General features: G+C 45.1%; 17 protein-coding genes. All 17 read right to left on the bottom strand.

What is annotated here, in order from left to right; all coding sequences use genetic code 11:
• Nucleotides 1-12: 12 nt before the first annotated feature.
• Nucleotides 13-2,091, bottom strand: a complete 2,079-nt coding sequence (gene mutL / locus KQH97_RS06900) for a DNA mismatch repair endonuclease MutL (RefSeq protein ID WP_216553613.1) — start codon at nucleotides 2,089-2,091, stop codon at nucleotides 13-15.
• Between the two features lie 82 nt (nucleotides 2,092-2,173).
• Nucleotides 2,174-4,789 carry a DNA mismatch repair protein MutS gene (mutS, locus tag KQH97_RS06895; protein WP_216553612.1) on the bottom strand — a complete coding sequence of 872 codons (2,616 nt, stop codon included), beginning with the start codon at nucleotides 4,787-4,789 and terminating at the stop codon, nucleotides 2,174-2,176.
• A gap of 217 nt (nucleotides 4,790-5,006) precedes the next feature.
• On the bottom strand, nucleotides 5,007-5,417 hold the full coding sequence (locus KQH97_RS06890; protein ID WP_022287374.1) for a YlbF family regulator: 411 nt from the start codon (nucleotides 5,415-5,417) through the stop codon (nucleotides 5,007-5,009).
• Between the two features lie 36 nt (nucleotides 5,418-5,453).
• Nucleotides 5,454-6,854, bottom strand: a complete 1,401-nt coding sequence (gene miaB / locus KQH97_RS06885) for a tRNA (N6-isopentenyl adenosine(37)-C2)-methylthiotransferase MiaB (RefSeq protein WP_022287375.1) — start codon at nucleotides 6,852-6,854, stop codon at nucleotides 5,454-5,456.
• A gap of 143 nt (nucleotides 6,855-6,997) precedes the next feature.
• Nucleotides 6,998-7,762: a hypothetical protein gene (locus KQH97_RS06880; protein WP_216553611.1), complete on the bottom strand. Its 765-nt coding sequence runs from the start codon at nucleotides 7,760-7,762 to the stop codon at nucleotides 6,998-7,000.
• A gap of 153 nt (nucleotides 7,763-7,915) precedes the next feature.
• Complete coding sequence (gene hisE, locus KQH97_RS06875) at nucleotides 7,916-8,254, bottom strand: phosphoribosyl-ATP diphosphatase (RefSeq protein ID WP_022287377.1); 339 nt, start codon at nucleotides 8,252-8,254, stop codon at nucleotides 7,916-7,918.
• A gap of 1 nt (nucleotide 8,255) precedes the next feature.
• Complete coding sequence (hisI, locus tag KQH97_RS06870; RefSeq protein WP_117863226.1) at nucleotides 8,256-8,609, bottom strand: phosphoribosyl-AMP cyclohydrolase; 354 nt, start codon at nucleotides 8,607-8,609, stop codon at nucleotides 8,256-8,258.
• Nucleotides 8,609-8,986 carry an SdpI family protein gene (locus tag KQH97_RS06865; RefSeq protein WP_216553610.1) on the bottom strand — a complete coding sequence of 126 codons (378 nt, stop codon included), beginning with the start codon at nucleotides 8,984-8,986 and terminating at the stop codon, nucleotides 8,609-8,611. Before KQH97_RS06865 ends, hisI begins: the two co-directional genes overlap by 1 nt.
• Before the next feature lie 5 nt (nucleotides 8,987-8,991).
• Nucleotides 8,992-9,747, bottom strand: coding sequence for an imidazole glycerol phosphate synthase subunit HisF (gene hisF / locus KQH97_RS06860; protein WP_117891457.1), 756 nt, complete (start codon nucleotides 9,745-9,747; stop codon nucleotides 8,992-8,994).
• 1 nt (nucleotide 9,748) lies between these two features.
• The gene (hisH, locus tag KQH97_RS06855) at nucleotides 9,749-10,363 is read right to left on the bottom strand and encodes an imidazole glycerol phosphate synthase subunit HisH (protein ID WP_117939607.1); all 615 of its coding nucleotides are present in this window, start codon (nucleotides 10,361-10,363) and stop codon (nucleotides 9,749-9,751) included.
• On the bottom strand, nucleotides 10,364-10,942 hold the full coding sequence (gene hisB / locus KQH97_RS06850) for an imidazoleglycerol-phosphate dehydratase HisB (RefSeq protein WP_022287382.1): 579 nt from the start codon (nucleotides 10,940-10,942) through the stop codon (nucleotides 10,364-10,366).
• A 17-nt stretch (nucleotides 10,943-10,959) separates the two neighbouring features.
• On the bottom strand, nucleotides 10,960-12,249 hold the full coding sequence (gene hisD, locus KQH97_RS06845) for a histidinol dehydrogenase (RefSeq protein ID WP_216553609.1): 1,290 nt from the start codon (nucleotides 12,247-12,249) through the stop codon (nucleotides 10,960-10,962).
• A gap of 29 nt (nucleotides 12,250-12,278) precedes the next feature.
• Complete coding sequence (hisG, locus tag KQH97_RS06840; protein WP_117856590.1) at nucleotides 12,279-12,914, bottom strand: ATP phosphoribosyltransferase; 636 nt, start codon at nucleotides 12,912-12,914, stop codon at nucleotides 12,279-12,281.
• Between the two features lie 19 nt (nucleotides 12,915-12,933).
• Nucleotides 12,934-14,133: an ATP phosphoribosyltransferase regulatory subunit gene (hisZ, locus tag KQH97_RS06835; protein ID WP_216553608.1), complete on the bottom strand. Its 1,200-nt coding sequence runs from the start codon at nucleotides 14,131-14,133 to the stop codon at nucleotides 12,934-12,936.
• Nucleotides 14,134-14,396: 263 nt separating this feature from the next.
• Nucleotides 14,397-18,875: a PolC-type DNA polymerase III gene (locus KQH97_RS06830; protein ID WP_216553607.1), complete on the bottom strand. Its 4,479-nt coding sequence runs from the start codon at nucleotides 18,873-18,875 to the stop codon at nucleotides 14,397-14,399.
• 15 nt (nucleotides 18,876-18,890) lie between these two features.
• Entirely contained in the window at nucleotides 18,891-19,943 is a 1,053-nt protein-coding gene (gene ispG, locus KQH97_RS06825) for a flavodoxin-dependent (E)-4-hydroxy-3-methylbut-2-enyl-diphosphate synthase (RefSeq protein ID WP_216553606.1), read from the bottom strand.
• Between the two features lie 14 nt (nucleotides 19,944-19,957).
• Nucleotides 19,958-20,998 carry an RIP metalloprotease gene (locus tag KQH97_RS06820; RefSeq protein WP_216553605.1) on the bottom strand — a complete coding sequence of 347 codons (1,041 nt, stop codon included), beginning with the start codon at nucleotides 20,996-20,998 and terminating at the stop codon, nucleotides 19,958-19,960.
• Nucleotides 20,999-21,277: the final 279 nt, after the last annotated feature.

The raw sequence follows: 21,277 nt of genomic DNA, 5'->3' as shown, positions 1-21,277 counted from the left end.
CTCCTGCATTTTTTATAGAACTCGTCTGAACTGCTTTTCGATATCTCTTTTGGTGAGGGTTATCATAACAGGTCTGCCATGAGGGCAATATCTGATATTTTCCTGACCATAAACGGCGTTCACGAGCGCCTGCAATTCTATTCCGCTGTTGGTATCGTTCGCCTTTATTGCCGCTTTGCAGGCGATAGAATGGTAGAGGTCGTCAAAAAGCTCTATTTGCGGATTGAGTTTATTCTCGATAAAATTCTTTGCAAGTTCGCTGATTATATCCGCAGGGTTATCGTCACCAAGAATGATAGGCACGCCCTTTACTGCAACAGTTGGCGCAACGTCAGGCTCTATCTCAAAGCCAAGCTGTGACACCTTATCGAGATTTGCGGTGAGAGCGTCATACTCGTCATAGGAAAGCAACACCATAATAGGCTCCAGGAACATTTGCGTTTCAAGCTGTTCGGCGTCGCTTTTTATCCTCTCGAAAATATATCTCTCATGGGCGGCATGCTTATCCATAAGTATCATTTCGTCGCCCACCTGTGCCACAACATAGGTCTTGAAAAGCTCGCCCACCACAACCGGCTTCGGCTTTTCAGGCTCTTTCTCCTCCACGATAACGGAAACAGGCTTTTTCTTTGTGAAGCTTTGAGCGTCGATAAACTTGAAAGCTTCTCCGCTCTGCTCCTCCGGCTCTTCGGGGAGAGGCATCTCGCTTATCGCCTTGTTTATCTCCTCCACTGTCACCTTATGAGGCTTCGGCTCTGGACCTAAAATGGCTGTTACGGCTGTTTCTCTCTTTGCAGGCTGTTCAAGGCTTGCAAGGAACATATCGTCACTGCCGCTGAGCTTTTCTTTCTCCTCAGGCGTAATGCTCCTGCTCTCCACAGTTTTAAGCGTTGGTGCAGACTTTTGATAGCTGTACGAATTATCGTACTGTTTCTCTGCCTGCGGCTTTGGGGCAGGTATCTCAGCCTTTGAGGCAACAGGCTTTTGACTATTATCCTCCATGGCGAATTTAAGCTGAACGCTGTTATCCTTTTTAGGTATATCAAAAAGCTCTCTGTCGGTGAAATTACGCTTGTTTTCAAGGTGCATCTCATTAGGTCTGTCATTCTTCATAAGGGAATTTTTCACCGCAAAGAACACAGCCTCGTGCATAAGCTTTTCGTCTGAAAAACGCACTTCTATTTTAGTAGGGTGGACGTTCACATCTATGGTGTTCGGTGGGATATCTATATAAAGCACACAAGCCGGGAATTTTCCCGTCATAAGAAGATTTCTGTAGGCTTCTTCAAGTGCCGCCGCACAAGCCCTTGATTTGACATATCTTTTGTTCACAAAGAAATTCTGAAAACGTCTGTTAGGCTTTGCAGACAGAGGCTTCACAGTGAAGCCTGTTATGTGCATACCCTGCCATGTATAATCTACCTCAAGCATGGAGTTTGCAAAATCTCTGCCATAAACTGAATAAACCGCGGAATATATCTTGCCGTCCCCTGCTGTCAATATCTCAACTTTATTATCCCTGATGAACTTGAATGATATCTCAGGGTGTGAAAGGGTAAGCTTTGTAACAAGGTCTGCGGCAAAATTGCCCTCTGAAACGTCCTTTTTCAGAAACTTCAGTCTTGCAGGAACATTATAGAAAATATCCCTCACAACGAAAGTTGTGCCGTCAGGACAGCCGCACTCCTCGCAGGTCTTTTCCACTGCGCCCTCGATAACGTAATGCGTGCCGTAATCCTCCTCGGGACGTTTCGTAAGCACGTCTACCTTGGATACGGCACAGATAGAAGCAAGTGCTTCACCTCTGAAGCCGAGGGTCATAATACTGTCAAGGTCATTTTTTACTGATATCTTACTTGTTGCATGACGAAGAAAGGCTATAGGCAGATCATCTTTTGAGATACCCTTGCCGTTATCCGTCACTCTTATATAGGTGCGGCCACCGTTTTTTATCTCAACTGTTATGACGTTCGCACCTGCGTCTATTGCGTTTTCAAGAAGCTCCTTTATTATTGAAGCAGGTCTGTCTATTACCTCGCCCGCCGCAATAAGCTCGGAAACTTCCTTGCTCAGAACTTTTATTTCTGACATTTTTCTATCCTTTTCTATGGCTCTTTCCAAAAGCCGCCTGTATGAAAATTCTCCTTATTGAACAGTTTTTTACAGCTGCCGCCTACACATATCTCAGCAAGTCTTTCACAAAATCTCTAAGCTCGTTGTCGGTCATTTCGTCTATGTTGGTCTTTCTAAGCCTGTCGGTAACGATGCTGTCGCTTATTTTGTCAAAGGATATCTGGTCGCTTTCTATCTGCTGAGCGGCAAGTCTTGCCTTTTTGTTTTCCGCTTCAAGCTGTTCGAGAAGCTCTTTGGCTCTGTTTATTATCTTGTTTGGCAGACCCGCAAGCTTTGCAACTTCTATGCCGTAGCTTTCGTCAACTCCGCCCGGAACTATCTTTCTAAGGAACTTGATACTATCCCCCTGACGCTTTACTGCAACAGAGAAATTTCTCACACCCTCTAGCTCTTTTTCAAGGCTTATAAGCTCGTGATAGTGTGTTGCAAACAAGGTCTTACAGCCCATTGATCTGTTTGTGGAGATATACTCCGACACTGCCCTTGCAATGGAGATTCCGTCAAATGTGGAAGTACCTCTGCCCACCTCGTCGAGGATAACAAGGCTGTTCTTGGTGGCGTGCTTTACGATATCTGCAACCTCGCTCATTTCCACCATGAAAGTAGACTGACCTGCGGTGAGATCGTCAGAAGCGCCTATTCTTGTGAATATCTGGTCGACCACAGATATTTTTGCATAGTCCGCAGGCACAAAACAGCCTATCTGCGCCATAAGGGTGATAAGAGCCACCTGACGCATATATGTGGATTTACCTGACATATTCGGACCTGTTATGACAGCCATTCTGTTGCTTGTAAGATCAAGATATGTGTCGTTAGGCACGAAAACCTCGTCTTTCTGCATAAGCTCGACCACAGGGTGTCTGCCGTTTTTGATATCTATAATGCCGTCAATGGCTATCTCAGGCTTTGTATAGTTATTGTTCACCGCCGCAGTTGCAAATGAGCAAAGCACGTCTATCTGTGCCACTGCTGTGGCAGTTTCCTGCACAAGTCTAAGCTGTGTGGCTGCAAAATCTCTTATCTCTGCAAATATCTCCTGCTCAAGAGTAACTATCTTATCGCTTGCACCGAGGATAGTGTTCTCTGCGACTTTAAGCTCGTCCGTGATAAAACGCTCGCAGTTGGCAAGGGTCTGTTTTCTTATATAGTTATCAGGCACAAGGTCATAGTAAGACTTTGTTACCTCGATATAATATCCGAAAACTCGGTTATAGCCTATTTTCAGATTTTTGATACCCGTTTTTTCTCTTTCACGCTCTGCGATATCCTCGATTATGCCCTTGCCTCCTGAGATTATATTTCTCAGTCCGTCAAGCTGTTCGTTGAAGCCGTCTTTGATAACGTTGCCGTCCTTGACATTAACAGGCGGTTCGTCAACAATGGCGTTCTCAACAAGGTTTGAGATAGCTTCAAGGGTGGATATTTTATTGTTGCAGTTTGCAAGAAGCTTTGAATCAAAACCTTTGAGAAGCTCCTTTATCTCAGGGAGTTTAAGTGCTGTCAGCGACAGTGATTTAAGATCTCTAGGGGTAGCGGTCTTATACATTACCCTTGTCATGAGTCTTTCAAGGTCATAGACTCCTCCCAGTATCTCTTTTAGCTCTCCAAGCTCAACAGGCTTCATTGTGAGCTGTTCAACAGCGTCAAGTCTGTCGATTATCTTTGCAGGATTGACAAGGGGCTGTTCAAGGAAGGACTTGAGCATACGCTTGCCCATTGAAGTTTTGGTATGGTCAAGCACCCATAGGAGCGAGCCTTTTTTCTCTTTATTTCTGAGAGTTTCTGTAAGCTCCAGATTTCTTCTTGCAGTGAAGCCGATAGTCATGATAGGGTCAGCGTCATGCTTTATTATCTCGGAAAATCTGCCCACCAGTGCTTTCTGTGTATCGTGTATGTATGCAAAAAGTCCGCACACCGCAAATGCTGCAACTGTGTCAGGCTTAACGCCGATAGATTCAAGGCTGTTTGTGGAAAACTGTTTCAGCACCTCTTCTGTATGTATCTCAGGGGAAAAATCGTTCTCCTCCAAAAGCTGAACGCTGGTCTTGAGCTTTTCTCTTATGAAGCTTGAAAGCTCTTTATTTGAAAGAAAAGCGTCATTTATAAGAATCTCCGCAGGGGAAAATCTCGACAGCTCATTTATAGCAGAGCTTGTCATTTCCTTGCCCTCAAACTCAAACAAATGCACCTCGCCTGTGGAAATATCCGCAAGGCACAATGCGCTTTCCTTGGCTCTCATATAAAATGCACAGATATAGTTGTTGGACGTTTCATCAAGCATACTGCTTTCAATAAGCGTACCGGGGGTGACTACTCTTATTACCTCTCTCGGCACTATGCCCTTGCACATGGCAGGATCCATGGTCTGCTCGCAGATAGCCACGTTGTAGCCTTTTTCAATAAGCTTTTTCAGATAAACGTCGCAGGCGTGGTGAGGCACACCGCACATAGGCGCTCTTTCCTCTAGTCCGCAGTCACGACCTGTCAAAGTAAGTTCAAGCTCTCTTGACGCAATGATAGCGTCATCAAAGAACATTTCATAAAAATCTCCCAGTCTGTAGAACAGTATATGGTTTTTATATTTGTTCTTTACTTCAAAATACTGCTTCATCATTGGTGACAGCTTTGAAAAATCTATATCTTTGGTTTCCACTCAAACTCACTCCGTTTCATAAATTTATCATACCGCAATATTCTCATGCGTTCAAAATGCGGGCGAACACTGTTCGCCCCTACTTGTTTTTTTCAATACGAACACTTTTGGTGTCATATCGCCATAGAAATTATCCGCCCCAGTCCGAAGGTATCTTCGGATTCGGGCAGACGGGGGATAAGCTCCCCCTGACTGTTATTCGTTTTTTGATACTGTATTAGTGACAGCCGCCGCATGATGCGCAGCTTCCTGAACAGCTATGAGGAGCTTCCTCTGGGCAAGTCATTGGATCTTCGCCGTTTGCAGCCATTGAGATGATATAGTTTACAGAGCCGAGGAGCTTATCCATAACTTCTTTAGCTTCGTTAAATGCGATCATCTTAGGCATAGCCATGATCTCGTCATAAAGCTCTCTGATCTGAGTGTCAAGTGCTGTCATCTTCTCGCCGTCCTTATCAGGCTTCTGCATCTCAACGCTGAGCTGTGAACGGAGCTGATTGAACTCGCCTATTTTGTTCTGTATCTCAACATCTGTATCATTGATAGAACAAGCCTCCATATAAGCCTTGTATCTCTCGTCTTCCTGAATAGCCTGTCCAAGCTTTCTTGTCATTTCAATTACATCCATGGTAATTCTCCTTTAAATATTATTCAGCTTTCGCTGTTATTTATCTTCAACAAGCTCGCCTCTCAAAGCCCAGTTCATTGCTTTTGTTATGCGAACCTGAATGAATTTACCGATATATTTTTTATCTGCTTTCACCTCGACGATCATATCCTCGTCGCTCTTGCCTGTGAGATAATCAGCGCCGGTTCTGCCCTCGCCTGTTGGCAGCACGGTTACAGTTCTTCCCACAAATCTTGAAAGCCACGCTGTTGACACCTCTCTCTGCTCCAAAAGCAGTTCTCTCAGCCACAGACCCTTCTGCTTATCTGAGATGTGATCCTCCATTTCGGCAGCCTTTGTGCCGCTTCGTCTTGAATACACAAAAGAATAGATATTATCGTACTTTACCTTTTTGATAAGCTCCTTAGTTTCGCAGAACTCCTCGTATGTTTCACTTGGGAAGCCAACGATAAGGTCTGTTGTGAATGAAAACTCAGGGTCTTTGCTTCTGGCATAGTCGATTATTTTCAGATAATCCGCCGTGGTATAGCGGCGATTCATAAGCTTTAGTATCCTGTCTGAGCCTGCCTGCACAGGAAGATGCAAATGCTTGCACACCTTTTTGCACTCAAGTATAGCGTCAATAAGCTCATGGCTTGCGTCCTTTGGGTGGCTTGACATAAATCTTATGCGGAAATCGCCCTCTATCTTGTCAAGCTCTCTCAAAAGCTCAGGAAAACCATAACTGTATGAATTAACGTTCTGACCAAGCAGTGTTATTTCCTTATAGCCGTTTTTCACAAGCGCTTTTACCTCTGCGATAACGGACTCAGGCTTTCTGCTGCGCTCTCTGCCCCTGACGTAAGGCACTATGCAATAGGTGCAGAAATTGTTGCAGCCATACATGATAGGCACGAACGCTCTTATCTTATCGTCACGAAGCTGCAAGAAGTCCTCGTTTATGTCAACATGATTTTCTGACAGATTGAAAATCCTGTCATGCTTTGATATTATCTCCCACAGCATATTATACATATCGTTGTATGCAAAAGTTCCGAAAACAAGATCCACCTGACGATAGGTCTTTTTTATTTTCTCGGCAACGTGCTTCTGCTGAGCCATACAGCCGCAGATACCTATAATAAGCTCGGGATTGTTTTCTTTGAGATGTTTAAGGTCGCCAAGCTTGCCGAACACCTTGTCCTCGGCATTTTCTCTAACAGCGCAGGTGTTATACAATATAAGCTGAGCCTCGTTCACGTCAGATGTGAACTCATAGCCCACCTTTGAGAGCATACCTTTTATCTTCTCACCGTCGCTGACGTTCTGCTGACAGCCGTATGAATGGATAAGGGCAAGTGGCTTGTGACCGCAAGTTCTTTCGTATTCACCAGACCATTGGAGCAGCTTCTGCGGAGCGGTTTCCTCATTTATTATTTCCGAAAAATTCTCAGTCATTGATATCCTCATTTCATTTCGTACATTCCCTTTAATTATAAATCTTTTCAGGCTTCTTGTCAAGCGTTTTGGGAGCGAAGAGCCAAATAGGTTGCTTTGCAAAACAAAAAGGGGCAGAAAACTCCGCCCCCATAGATCACATATTATCCCTGAGCTTCGCCCTGATCCTCTGTATCATTCTCTTCCTTGCAGTGGGGTTCTTCAAGTCCTCTTGGGAAAAATTCTACTGTCGGGAATGCTATCTTTTCAAACATCTCGCATGGGCTGTCACTGTTTGTGGAACACTCCTTGCCAGGTACGCAGTAATCATATACAGGCACCATTATAGGCACCGGTCTTGACAACTGGATTATAGCGAAAAGTCCGATGGTGATAAGAACGTTCTTTTCCTCGCTAGGTGCAGGCTCTGCGACAAGCTTTGCGTCAAGACACATTGGCGCTGCTACGCTCACAGAAGCGCAAGGCATTGCCGCTGTGCAGCAACAGCATGAGCAGCCGCTTGTAGGCGAGGTGGTGACGATCTGATCGGCTTCGCAGGTCGAAAATCTCTGTGTGCCGCCGTCGCTGCCGAAAAGAATAACTTTTTTTGTGAATGATGAGGTACCGTAAACTACTGTCGGAGCTGCGCCTGCCGCTTCATATGCTTCTATCTGCGCCCTGAATGTGTAAGTAACGTCAACTGCGTAAAAGCCGTGGTTGAATGCCACCGGAGATATTGCAAAGCTTACGTCTGTCACGTCGATACAAGTGCTTTTGATATACGCCGCAGCGTTTATCACGGTCTGGTCTGCCTCGCTGAATGTAAACGCAAGATCTTCCAGACAATCCTGTGACGAGCATGAATCAAACACACGCATTGCTTCGATACACATTGCTTCCTTGAAAGGTTTGCCGTTAAAATCGCTCATAGTAAGTCCTCCTATAAATCAAATCATGGAAGTTTTTTTACTTCGCTATATTCTATTCGGCAAAAGGCTTTTGTGTGCTTAAATTTCTGAAAATCCTCTCATAAAGCAAAAAAAAGCCCTGCGCATGAACACAGAGCCTTTGGATACATATAATCAGGTGTTCTTGTCTACCTGATGAAATTTCTTCAGATTGCCTATCTTTTCGTTTCTCTCGTCAAGGACCTTTTCCACGTCAGACCACTCAAGTCCCTGATTTGCCGCAAGCACCATAACGTGATAGAGAAGATCGTTTATCTCGTTTTTCAGCTCGTCATTGTCACCGTTTTTAGCAGCGATAACAGTTTCTGTAGCCTCTTCGCCCACCTTTTTGCATATCTTGTCTACGCCCTTGTCAAAAAGATAAGCTGTGTAGCTGTTCTCCTGCGCCTTGCCTGCTTCATAGTCAGCTTTACGCTGTTTTATTACCTCGAAAATTTCCTGATAAACTGTCATTTTATTCTTCCTCCGTATTATATATCTCATTGAAAAAGCAGCTATACGAGCCTGTATGGCAGGCTGCACCTGTCTGCTTTACGTTAAGAAGCAAGGTATCGTTATCGCAGTCCGCATAGATAGAAACTACCTTTTGCAAATGACCGCTGGTCGCACCCTTGTTCCAATATTCCTGTCTTGATCTGCTCCAATACCATGTATAGCCTGTTTCAAGTGTTTTTTTCAGGCTCTCCTTATTCATATAAGCAAGCATAAGCACAGTTTTTGTATCCACATCAAATGCGATAGCCGGTGTAAGCTCGCTTTTAACAAAGTATTTGTCCAGATCGTTTATATCAACTTTTATTGGGTTCATTATTTGTCCTTTCTGTTGCCGTCTTGGTCGAAATTATCTTTGAGTGCTCGTTCTGTTGGCACTATCGTCCAGCACAAAACTACCACCTGTATCACTTCAGCTATGCACATTATCACAGTCGCCTTGCCGCTGCTCATAAAGAAATATGGAACACAGACCAATGCCGAAATTATCGTCATGACCGCTCCGACCTTTACCCACAGACGTCCGCAATAATTGTGGGAAAAATCCCACGTTTCCTGATTTTTCATTGACATAGCAGTGCGATAGCCCACCAAGCCGTTGATATCTTTCGGTGTATGCTTATACATCAGATAGCCGCACAATACCATAAGCACTGGTATAAACAAAGTAAATACGATATTGAAAACAATCATTATGCTCACCTCACGATAATTCCCTTGCTCCTGCAATCGTCCTTTACCTGCTGAACTGTCAGCTCTTTGAAATGGAAAAGGCTTGCCGCAAGAGCTGCTGAGCAATCAGTTTCAAGGAAAGCTTCCGCAAAGTCTGAAAGCTTTCCTGCTCCGCCGCTTGCGATAACAGGTATCTTTACAGCACTGCACACAGCTTTCAGCATAGGCAGATCAAAACCGCCCCTTACACCGTCTGTGTCGATAGAATTAAGACATATCTCACCTGCACCAAGCTGTTCGCACTTTTTCACCCAGTCGATAAGATCCATTCGCATATCCACTCTGCCGCCATTGATGTAGACCGTCCACTTGTTGTCGCCGACCTTCTTTGCGTCAACGCCAACGCAGATGCACTGACAGCCGAAAATATCTGCGCCGTCCTTTATAAGCTGAGGATTCTGCACTGCCTGAGAGTTCACAGACACCTTGTCTGCTCCTGCACGGAGAGTATCTCTTATATCGTCAACAGTTTTGATGCCGCCTCCAACAGTGAGCGGTACAAATACCTTTTTTGCTGTTTCACGAACAACGTCCAGCATAACTCCTCTGCCCTCGTGGGAGGCTGTTATGTCATAGAAAACTATCTCGTCTGCACCCTGAAGATTGTATTCATATGCACATTCAACAGGGTCACCGACTTCTTTTATGCCCTCGAAATTTACGCCCTTTACTACCTTTCCGTCACGCACATCAAGGCATGGTATAATTCTTTTTGCAAGCATATTATTTTACCTCCTGTGACAGTTTCGCAAAGTTTTCAAGTATTTTTAGACCGGTCTTTCCACTCTTCTCAGGGTGGAACTGACAGCCGAAGATATATCTTCCGTCTGATACCACCGCAGGGACTTTTGAGCCGTATTCGCAGTAGGCATACAGATTTTTATTATCGCAGAAAGCCTTGTATGAGTGTACGAAATAGACATACTCGTCATCGCCCAGGCCGTCAAAAAGAGGACAATCGTGGTTATACACAAGCTTGTTCCAGCCCATGTGTGGGATAACAAGGTCAGGCTCGTTTATCTTGTCAACATAGCCGCCGATAAGGCCAAGACCCTTGCACTCCTCAAACTCATAGCTTTTCTCGAAAAGAAGCTGCATTCCAAGGCATATGCCAAGGAAAGGCTTTATTTTAGCCTGCTCCTTGATAGTGTCGATAAGACCGCTAAGACCGAGCATATTCATTGCCCATGGGAACGCTCCCACGCCGGGGAGTATAATTGCGTCGGCTTTTTCGATATCTTCTTTTTTGTCTGTGAGCTTGTTTTCAAATCCAAGATAGTCCAGAGCGTTTTTTACAGAGAATATATTGCCTGCACCGTAGTCGATTATTGCTATCATTTAAAGCACTCCTTTGGTGGATAAAACTCCTGTTCCTGTTATTTTTACAGCGTCCTTCAAAGCGTGAGCCACTGCTTTGTACATTGCTTCTGCAATATGGTGGTCGTTCTTGCCGTACTCCTCACGGATATGCAGTGTTATACCTGAATTGAATGCAAAGGCTCTGAAAAATTCTTCTGTCAGGCAGGTGTCATACTGACCTATCCTGTCGTCATGGAACTCAGCATTGAACGCAAGGAAAGGTCTGCCGCTTATATCCAACGAGCAGAATGCCAGCGCTTCGTCCATTGGCACAAAAGCCGAGCCATATCTTGCAATGCCTGCTTTGTCGCCCAATGCTTCCGCAAAGGCTTTGCCCAAGCATATGCCAACGTCCTCAACTGTATGGTGTCCGTCAACATAAAGGTCGCCTGTGCACTCAACGTCCATGTCTATTCCGCTGTGTACTCCAAGGGCTGTGAGCATATGGTCAAAAAAGCCTATGCCTGTGTTTACGGATACCTTGCCCTCACCGTCAAGCTTCACGAACACCTCTATATCAGTTTCCTTAGTTTTTCTTTTTATCTCCGCTGTACGCATTTTCATCACCTTACCGCTTAAAATCTTACCTTTATTGCATTTGCGTGAGCCGTCAGACCCTCTTTTTCTGCAATAAGAACGATATCATCCTTTGATTCTCTGAGAGCGTCCTCAGTATAGTATGTAAAGCTTGAACGCTTCTCAAAGCTATTTACTGACAGCGGTGAGAAGAATCTAGCTGTGCCGCTTGTTGGAAGAACGTGGTTAGGGCCTGCATAGTAGTCGCCAAGCGGCTCTGAAGCATACTGACCAAGGAATATTGAACCTGCATTATCAAGTCTGCCAAGATACTCCATAGGGTTTTCAAAAAGCACTTCAAGGTGCTCAGGAGCAAATCTGTTTGCAAGGTCGCAAGCTTCGTCCTTTGTATTGCAGATAAGGATAGCACCGTAATTTTCAAGAGAGCTTTCGATTATCTCTTTTCTTGAAAGGCTCTGCACCTGTCTGTTTATCTCTTCGATAGTTCTGTCTGCAATGCTCTCGCTTGTTGTAACAAGGATAGCGGAAGCAAGCTTGTCATGCTCAGCCTGTGACATAAGGTCTGCGGCAATGAACTTAGGGTTAGCCTTTTCGTCAGCCATAACAAGTATCTCGCTCGGACCTGCCACCATGTCGATATCAACAACACCATAAAGAAGCTTCTTTGCTGTTGCAACATAGATGTTTCCAGGGCCTACTATCTTATCGACCTTTGGTATCTCCTCTGTTCCGTAAGCAAGGGCAGCGATAGCCTGTGCGCCTCCGCTCATGAACACTCTGTCAACTCCGCAGAGAGCTGCTGCCACAAGAATATCCTTATTTGGTGTGCCATCTTTGAGCGGTGGAGTTACCATGATTATCTCCTTAACGCCTGCTATCTTTGCAGGAACTGCATTCATAAGCACGCTTGACGGATAAGCTGCTGTGCCGCCCGGAACATAAAGACCAACTCTGTTAAGTCCTCTTACCTTCTGACCGAGAATACAGCCGTTATCCTTAGCGTTTATAAAGCTCTGTGACTTCTGTCTTTGGTGGAAATCTGTGATGTTCGCAACTGCGTTGAGCATTGCGTCAACAAAGTCCTGATCTGCCTCTGTGAGAGCGTCGTTTATAACATCTCTTGGAACTTCATAATACTCCGGGAGCTTGCCGTCAAACTTTTCTGTATAAGCCTTTACAGCGTTATCGCCACCCTCTCTGACAGTTTCGATTATTTCATTAACAACGGCTGTGACCTTCTTATTTGTTTCGCCGCTTCTCTTTTCAAGCTGCTTGAAAAACTCTACCTCGTCTTTGCCGTTGACAAAAATCTTCTTTATTTCAGCCATTTCAATACTGTCCTTTCCGTTTATATAAACTACTTGTCGATATTTTCTTCAACAAGCTTTACAAAATTCTCGATCTCCTGCTGGCGCATTTTCATGCTTACCATATTTACGATAAGCCTTGCAGAGATAGGGCAAACGTCCTCGATGACTTCAAGACCGTTTTCTTTAAGTGTCGTGCCTGTTTCAACGATATCAACGATACCGTCTGCAAGCTCAAGGAGCGGTGCAAGCTCAACTGAGCCTTCTATCTTGATGATGTCAACGTCCATTCCCTTTGATTCAAAAAATCTTCTTGTGATGTTAGGGTATTTTGTTGCGACTGTCTTGACATCAAATCCGCCGTAGAACTTTGAGCCTTTCTTTGTGGCAAGTGCAAATTTACATCTGCCGAAGCCGATATCAACAAGCTCAAAGAACTTGCCCTGCATTTCCATGATAGTGTCCTTGCCAACAACGCCCATATCGCACACGCCATGCTCAACGTATGTGATAACGTCGTTTGCCTTTGCAAGCACAACTTCAAGGTTTCCGTCAGGTACAGGAAGAATAAGCTTTCTTCCCTTTTCTCTTATTGCGGTACAGTCATAGCCTATCTTCTCTAAAAGACCGACTGTATCCTTTTCAAGTCTGCCCTTTGTAAGAGCTATCCTAAGAGGTCTGTTCATTTTAACTTATCCTCCAAACTTATATATCAAGCTCTGTTATCTCGCTGCCAACGGCCACAAGCTTCTTTATTCCCTTTGATTTTGCGTAAGCCTTTGTTTCATCGAGGGTGTTGAAAAGCGAGTTTTCAACTGCCAGACCCTCTCTTACGAGCGTCTGAGCATATTTCATTGCTTCAACCACATAGCCCTTTTCGCCAAACACAACTGCGTCAGGAGTTCTGAGCTTTGGTGCGCCGCCAAGCTTTTCGATATGTCTTGCAACAGAGTCAACGCTTATGCCGAAGCCCACCGCCGGGCAATCGTTGCCAAACTCTGCAAGAAGCCTGTCATATCTTCCGCCTTTAAGCACCGACTGACCGACCTCTGAAAGATAGCCCTTGAACACAATGCCTGTGTAGTAATCCGCATGACTCACGATGCCAAGGTCAACAGATATCTTGCCCTCATAACCAAGGCTTGAAAGTCTGGTGTAGACCTCTTTAAGATTATAAAGTATGCCTGTTATCTTATCGTCAGTATAAATATCCGCAGCCTTGTCGAACACCTCAACACCTCCGAAAAGTCTTGGGAGCTGTCTGAGCGCGTTAGTCACCTGATTGTCGCCCACTTCGTCAAGGATATCGTTAAGTGCAGGATAGTTTTTTGCAGAGATAAGAAGTCTTATCTCCTCTCTTACTGCGTCGTCAACGTCAAGCTGAGCCACAAGCTCCTTGAAATAGCCGATATGACCTATCTCAAGTCTGAAATTCTCTTTGTCAAAGCTTGAAAGGGCTTCAACAGCCGTGCATAGCACCTCGTAATCTGCTCTCTTGGAATTTTCTCCGCCAATAAGCTCGATGCCTGCCTGAACTACCTCGTCTGAACGTCCTTTGAGCAGGGAGTTATTTTCAAAAATGCTCTGATTGTAGTATAGTCTAAGGGGAAGCTTTGCCCCCTTTAGTCTTGTGGAAGCAAGTCTTGCTATGGGTATCGTGGAATCAGGACGCATAACGATAAGTCTGCCCTTTGAGTCTGTGAGCTTATAAAGACTCTCCTGCTGGAAGTTTCTCGAGCTTCCCATAAACAGATCGTAAAACTCTATTCCCGGTGTTACCACCTCGCTGTAGCCAAAGCCCTCAAACAGCTTTGACAGCCTGTCCTCCACCATTCTTCGTGCCAGACAGCCCTCAAACAGCAGATCTCTCGTACCCTCAGGGGTTATAAGATCATATCTTTTCATACACTTTCCCTTCCTGTATATAAATTATAGATTGTACTTCTTATGTTGACGCTTGAATAAATATCCGCATAAACACACATTTAAGTGAATTGTAGTGGGGCGGCGTCCTCGACGTCCCTCTTTCTATGCTGTTATGTAACGCCTTTACTCACTTTATCGTAGTAAAGTGATAGCATAGTATCAACACAAATAATTTTATCACACCCGCCCTTGTTTGTCAATAGTGTTACAAGGGCAAAGTATGAAATTGTGCATAGTAACTATCAGAACAACGATATCTGGTTAGATTTAGGCATATCGCCGAAAGCTCCGTTTTTCTCAAGAGTTTCGATAACAGATTTGGACACTCCGCTCTGCTGTTGGAACTCCTCGATAGAGATAAACTCGCCGTTCTGCGCCTTTTCGTAAATGCTTATCGCCGCAGACTCGCCCACTCCGTTAAGTGAACAGAACGGAAGTCTTATCTTGCCGTCCTCTATCTGATAGATAGTTGCGTGGGATTTTTTGATGTTTACAGGCAAAAAGTCATATCCACGGCTGAGCATTTCATTCACAAGCATGAGAATTTCAAGCACACCGCTGTCCTTACCCGACACCTCGTCTTTTGGTTTATTCTTTATTTCTTCTATCTTGCTTCTGACGATATATTTTCCTTTGAGAGCGATCTCTGCATCAAAATCCTCGCCTTTAACCGTAAAATAAGTTGCATAGAACGCAAGCGGCTCATGCACCTTGAACCAACAAAGTCTTATAGCTGCCGTAACATATGCCGCCGCATGGGCTTTCGGGAACATATATTTTATCTTCAAACAACTGTCGATATACCACTCCGGAACGTCATGCTGACGCATATTCTCTTTCATTTCCTCTGTGAGCAGTTTCGGAGCTTTTCCCTTACGGGTTATCTCCATTATCTTAAATGACAGCTTTGGCTCAACGCCATGATAAAGCAGATATGTCATGATACTGTCACGAGTACCGATAACATTTGAGATATCGCAGGTTCCGTTTTTGATAAGCTCCTGTGCGTTGCCGAGCCATACGTCAGTGCCGTGTGAAAGTCCTGATATCTGCAAAAGGTCAGAGAAGTTTTTCGGCTGACAGTCAAGAAGCATTTGTCTTACGAACGGCGTACCCATTTCAGGTATACCGAGCGTTCCCGTCTGACACATTATATCCTCCTCCGTCACTCCAAGTGACTCAGGGGAAGTGAACAGCGAATATACCGCAGGGTCAGACATGGGGCAATCGAGGATATCTCGTCCTGTGAACATTTCCAGATACTTATACATTGTCGGGTTATCGTGACCAAGCTCGTCAAGCTTCAAGATAGTATCGTGGAGAGAATGGAAGTCGAAGTGGGTAGTTACCATGTCAGAGTCCACTTTTTCCGCAGGGTGCTGAACTGGTGTGAAGTCATAGACCTCATAGTCGCTAGGGATAACGACCATTCCACCCGGGTGCTGAGAGGTCGTTCTCTTTATGCCGCAGCAGCCGAGTTTAAGTCTTTCTATCTCAGCCTTTGGAACGGTCTTTCCACGCTCGTCAAGATATTTCATAACATAGCCGAAAGCGGTTTTTTCCTGGATCATGCCGATAGTACCGGCTTTGAACACATGGTCCTCACCGAAAAGAACTTCAGTATATTTATGCGCCTTTGCCTGATAGTCACCTGAGAAGTTAAGGTCGATATCAGGTGCTTTATCGCCGTCAAAGCCAAGGAACGTTTCAAATGGGATATCGTGTCCGTCACGGTGCATATTCTCTCCGCACACAGGACAGTTTTTCGGTGGCAGGTCAAAGCCTGAGCCTACCGAGCCGTCTGTAATGAACTCGCTGTGGTGGCAGTTAAGACAGACATAGTGTGGCACAAGAGGATTTACCTCAGAGATACCTGACATGGAGGCAACGAAGGACGAACCTACCGAGCCTCTTGAACCTACCTGATAGCCATTCTCGTTAGAGTTGGCAACAAGTTTCTGAGATATCATGTAAAGCACTGCAAATCCGTGCTTGATAATAGAGTCAAGCTCTCTTTTAAGTCTTTTGAAAACAAGGTCTGGAATGTGTCCCTCAAAATATTTTGATACGTCAACGTCCTCGCCCTCAGGGACTTCTATGGTCTCAGGGTCACAGTCGCCGTAAATGGAACAGCATTTCTTCCAGCATATATACTGAAGCTGATAAACCGAGCCTTCGATAAAAGGTGTATAAGTACCGTTCGGGAACGCTTTCAGGTCAGGGTCTACCATATCAGCCACGTTGTTTGTATTCGTTACAACGACCTCAAACGCCTTTTCCTCGCCTAGATAACTCAGCTCGTCAAGCATTTGGTTTGTGGTCTTAAGATACAAAGGAGGCTGAGTATCGGCGTCAGGGAAGCCCATTGAAGCCTGTATCACCGACCTGAACTGTGCGTCGGTCTTGTCCATAAAATGCACGTCGCCTGTTGCGCAGACGGGTATGCCCAAGTCCTCCCCAAGTTTTACAATAAAGCGGTTTATATCCTTTATATCCTCCGCTGTGTGGATCCTGTCATAAGGAGGCTTTTCGGTGGTGAGCATAAATTTGTTGTTTCCGTCAGGCTGTATCTCCAGATAGTCATAAAAGCTTGCTATCTGCTTTATCTCCTCATAGTTTCTGCCCTCGAGATAAGCCTGAATGACCTCGCCACGCTCGCAGGCACTACCAAGGATAAGACCCTCACGGTGTCTTACAAGCTCAGATTTTGGTATTCTCGGACGTCTTTTGAAATATTTAAGATTGGAGTCTGATATAAGCCTATACAGATTTTTCAGACCCGTGTTATTTCTTACGATAATAATTTGGTGATAAGTCGGCTTTGCAAGCACCTGATTTTCATTTGCAAGCAAGCTGTTGAGCATATCCACTGTTATAAGAATCAGAGGATACTGCTCCATGAGCATTTTCGACAGCCTTATGAATATACCTGCAAGCACCTCTGCGTCATCACAGCCACGGTGGTGCTGAAAATCCCCAAGTCCGAAATGCTCCGCCACATAGTTGAGTTTATGCTTTTCAAGCTCCGGAAGCATTATCTGCGACATTGGCACAGTGTCTATAGAAGAATATTTTATCTCGATGCCCTGTCTTTTTGCGCAGGCGGATATAAAGCCCGTATCGAACTGAGAATTGTGCGCCACAAGAACAGGGTCGTCGCCGATAAACTCATTGAATTTAAGGAGAGCTTCCCTTTCGCTTGCACCGTCCTTTACCATATCGTCAGTGATGTGGGTGAGGTTTGAGATAAACTCAGGGATAGGTCTTTCAGGGTTCACAAAAATATCGAGCTTGTCCACAACTTCAAGATCTCTCAGTTTGACAGCGCCTATCTCGATGATCCTATCTTCATTAGGATTTGTACCCGTAGTTTCAAGGTCAAAGCAGATTATCTCGTCTGTAAGCTCACGCTTGTCCGTTCCACGGAATATCTTTTCGTCATTATTGACCTCGTATGACTCTATGCCGTAAAGAACCTTGAAGTCACCGCCGCCCTTGCGTATGCCGATACAGGTATTTCCGGCGTCAGGATAGCCCTGAACGACACCATGGTCTGTTATGGCAAGGGCTTTGTGTCCCCATGAATAGGCTCTTTCCACAAGCTTGCCCGCAGGAGTGAGAGCGTCCATCATAGACATATTGGTATGGCAATGAAGCTCCACACGCTTATGCTCGCAGGTATCCTTTTCCTTTTCACGCTTTACCACCATAATGCTATCAGGCTTGATGTTTATAGAGTGGTCGAAATCGTCCTCCTCTATCTCACCTGCCACAAGTATGGTCTTGCCTGCCTTAAGGTGTTCCAGCATTGCCTCAAGCACTGCCCTTTTCAAGCCTTTCATGTTTCTGAAATTCTTGTTTGAGCCTATGAACTTTATAGAGTTTGAGGAAGTATAGTCGGTAAAATTCAGGTGTGCTATAAGCATACCCGACTTTGTTTCCTTTGTTTCCACAGGTCCGAAAATATCGCCCCAGACCACCACACGTCCACGGTAATCCGCAGGGATATCTTTCATCTGCATCACCTGCTCGTTTCCTGATATTGGCGCACCCATAAGCACAAGAGCGTCATCGCACAGAAGCGAGAACCTTGTGAAGTCCACATTTGCAGTTCGGAAATCCACAGAAGCACCGCTTGCAGTATTAGTGGTAACAGCCGCCTTTTTCTCAGGCTGTGCAGGGTCTATTTTCGGCACAGGGAGGGAGTTCAAAAACTCCTCCTGCTCACGCTGATGCTCTTCCATATCAGTTTCAAGCACACCTGTGAGCCTTATATCCGCCCTCACCGAGAAAAGCTCCATGGTGAGTGCAGGGAAAGCCGTTTCTATGCCCGCCTTTTTCAGCAACGCTTCGCCTCCGTGTTTTATATCCACGGTGAAAATGCCGTTTTCATAAACAGCCTCAGCGTTGTCAAAAAAACCGTTCACAAGAGGAAATCTGCTTTTAAGAAACTTGCAAAGCTCAGGAAAATACTCCGCACAAAGCATATCAGGGGTATATTTGAGCTGCAAAATAAACTTTCCTGCTCCGAGAGCCGCCCTCATTTTCATTTCAAATTCCACTGTGCTGTCAAAAGGCACCAGCTTGTCAAAAGCCGCCTGACAGGTAAAAGTGCCGTTTTCTTCGTTATAGCCCAGCCTTAATATCCTGCCCTTTTCTATCACAGAGGGTATAAGCTCCTTATAGTTCTCAAAGAAGCTTTCAATGGTGTATGTATTCATTTATGGTATATCCTTTTAAAGTTTTTCTATTTCCGCCAGAAGCGCAGGCAAAGCCTCCTCCTCTGATACCTTTCTGAGCTTTTCACCGTGGCTGAATATCACCGCACAGCCGTCACCGCCTGCAATGCCGATATCAGCGTTGCCAGACTCGCCTATGCCGTTCACAACACAGCCCATAACGGCTATCTTGATATCCTTGTCTATATCCTTGGTGGCTTCCTCAACCTTTTTTGCAAGACCTATAAGGTCTATCCTAGTTCTTCCGCAGGTAGGGCAGGAAACTATCCTTACTCCGCCACTTTTGCCGATAGCCTTTAAAATATCCTTTGCGGCGTATATCTCTTTTACAGGCTCGTCGGTAAGTGAAACTCTTATAGTTTCGCCAATGCCGTCGCACAGAAGCGAACCTATACCGATAGATGATTTTATAAGACCCATTCTCTCGGTGCCAGCCTCAGTTACTCCAAGGTGCAGAGGATAGTTACAGGTCTGTGCACACAATCTGTATGCCTTTATCATAGTCGGCACGTCTGATGACTTTATAGAGATAACTATATTCTCAAAGTCGCACTGCTCCAAAATTCTCACATGACCCATTGCACTTTCCACTAGGGCTTCCGCAGTTGGCGAACCGTATTTCGCAAGAAGCTCCTTTTCCAGAGAACCGCCGTTCACGCCTATCCTGATAGGGATATTTCTTTCACGACAGGCTTTAACCACCGCTTTCACCCTATCCATAGAGCCGATATTGCCGGGATTTATCCTTATCTTGTCGATACCTGCTTCCGCCGCCGCAATGGCAAGGCGATAGTCAAAGTGGATATCCGCCACAAGAGGGATAGAGATCTTCTCTTTGATAGCAGGGATAAGCTTAACGGCTTCCATGTTTGGTATAGCCGCTCTTACTATTTCACAGCCAGCTTTTTCAAGCTCCACAGCCTGCTTAACAGAGCCTTCTATGTCCGTAGACGGAACATTGAGCATTGATTGGATATATATCTTTTTGCCGTCAAGGACAAGTCCTCCCACCTTGACAGGTCTTACGTTTCTCTTATTTTCACCTGACATAAACAGTTCCTCCTTTAAACAAGCTTGATAATATCGCTCACTGTCACCACTACCATAAGAAGCAACAGAGCCGCCATACCGATAGCGTGTACCATTCCCTCATGCTCAGGCTTGACAGGCTTACGGCGTACCGCTTCGATAATAAGAAACAAAAGTCTTCCGCCGTCAAGTGCAGGCAATGGCAAGAGATTGAAAATGCCGATATTTATGGTCATGAACGCACCCAGCGACAACATTGTGTCAATAAGTGACGCCCAATCTATTTTACCCGACTGGCTGTCCCTTTCGCTGTCGATAACATTGTCGATAGTATCAACGATACCAACAGGACCGCTGAGATCTTTTATGGAATACTTCCCTCTTATAAGGTCGGCAAAGGAGATATAGATAAGTCTGCCGTCAGTACAGCCCTGCTTAAAAGACTGAGTTATCACAGAGCCGACGGTCACAGCTTTGGGTGCGACCTTGAAATCAATGTGCATGGTATTATCGTCCGTTGCAAAGGTGACATCTTTAAGCTCCACCTTTTTTCCGTCACGCTTCACCACCATATCGAACTTGCCGTCCTCATCGTTTCCAAACTGATAGGACATATCCATAGTAGTGAAAATCCTCATGCCGTTGACCTCGATTATCTCGTCACCCACCTGCAAGCCGGTCGATTGGGACATAGCGTTATCCTCAAACCACGATATAGTGGTGGTTGCGATGCCGTCAGACCTTGCGGTGCTGATACAAAGGATAATATATCCAAGCACAAGATTCATTATAACGCCTGCCACCACAATAAGCATTCTTTTTGGCAGGCTTTTATTACAAAACGCACCGCCGTCCTCGCTTCCGTTATCCTCGCCCTCCATGGCACAATAGCCGCCTATGGGAAACACACGCCAAGCGTAAAGGGTATCGCCCTTTTTCTTTTTGATAATGGCAGGACCCATGCCAATAGCGAACTCGTTGACCTTTACTCCGCTGGCTTTCGCCGCAATAAAGTGACCAAGCTCGTGTATTATTATGATAGCTTCAAAGATCAATATTGCAAATAATATACTCATTTTTTTACCTCGCATGAACACTCTGTGCGTTTGATTTACTAATGTTGTTGTAATTTATTTTCTGTAGGGGAGCGGCGCAATTTCTGCTTTGCATAAATCCGACGTCCCGACCCCTCCGACATTTCGTCTACAATCTCATTTGTGTTATCCACATAATGTTTTCTACATAGGCTCTGGATAATTCAAACCTCGCTCCTCCGAGCGGGCTGTCGCATTTCTGTGAGCTTGCGAACAGAAATTTCGCCAAGCCCCTACAAATATTCGGGATAGTTTATCTTG

Origin of the sequence: Ruminococcus sp. MSJ-25 (genome assembly GCF_018917825.1) — a bacterium.
GTDB lineage: Bacteria > Bacillota > Clostridia > Oscillospirales > Ruminococcaceae > Hominimerdicola > Hominimerdicola aceti.
This window is presented reverse-complemented; position numbering and strand designations above follow the sequence as displayed.